1 protein-coding gene is annotated in these 1,068 nt (G+C 50.3%); it reads left to right on the forward strand.

Annotated elements, in window-relative coordinates:
* Window positions 1-20: 20 nt before the first annotated feature.
* Window positions 21-1,001 (forward strand): ABC transporter ATP-binding protein, encoded by a 981-nt coding sequence (locus tag R8269_RS26035; protein WP_005454798.1) that lies wholly within the window; start codon window positions 21-23, stop codon window positions 999-1,001.
* Window positions 1,002-1,068: the final 67 nt, after the last annotated feature.

Raw genomic sequence — 1,068 nt, forward strand, 5'->3', positions numbered from 1 at the left:
AGTCGGCTTAAGGAAACGTTATGAATCAGAAAGAAGTGTTATTGTCCGCTCGCGATCTGCAAGTGCATTTTCCTGTTTCGCGACACCTCATTCCGAGCCGAAGAAAGATCGTACAAGCCGTCAACGGCATCGATTTGGATGTTTATCGAGGCGAAACGCTCGGCATTGTTGGCGAATCAGGCTGCGGAAAATCCACCTTAGCGCGTGCTCTGCTGCGCTTAGTTGAACCCACGCACGGTAAGCTCACTTGGAAAGGTGAAGACATGCGTGGCTTCAGCAAAAACAAGTTAGCGCGTCGTCGCCAAGAATTTCAGATGATATTCCAAGACCCATCGGCGAGCCTCAATCCGAGATTGACGATTTCAGAATGTATCGCAGAGCCGTTACTCACACACCAACCTCAACTCAAACGCGCCGAAGTCGAAAAACGCGTCATTGCGATGATGGACAAAGTGGGTCTGTTGGCAAGCCAACGTAACCGATATCCGCATGAGTTTTCTGGCGGTCAGTGCCAACGTGTTGGCATCGCGCGCGCCTTAATCCTCAATCCGGACTTAGTGGTGTGTGATGAACCCGTCAGCGCATTGGATGTATCGATTCAAGCGCAGGTCATTAATTTGCTCGACGACCTTAAACAAGAAATGGGACTGACACTGGTGATGATCGCTCATGACCTAAGCGTTGTGCGTCATATCAGCGACCGAGTAATGGTGATGTACCTTGGCAAACCAATGGAAGTGGGACGCTACGACCAAGTGTTCGACGATGCTCAGCATCCCTACACAAAAGCATTGCTTTCTGCGGTACCGATTGCCAATCCGCAACTTGCACGCAACCGCGACATCCAATTGTTGCCCGGAGACCTCCCTTCTCCGCTCAACCCACCCAGCGGTTGTGTTTTTAGAACCCGATGCCCAGAAGCTACGGAACTATGTGGGCAGCAAAGCCCAGTCAAAACAGGCACTGAGCAACATCATATTTACTGTTCAAACATGATTTAGGACGTTTTCATGAATACAACAAACTCGGTTAACCAACGCCTTTCATCGCTACGCGACGCGATGGCAA

The sequence above is a fragment of the Vibrio sp. Vb0667 genome (assembly GCF_033391095.1).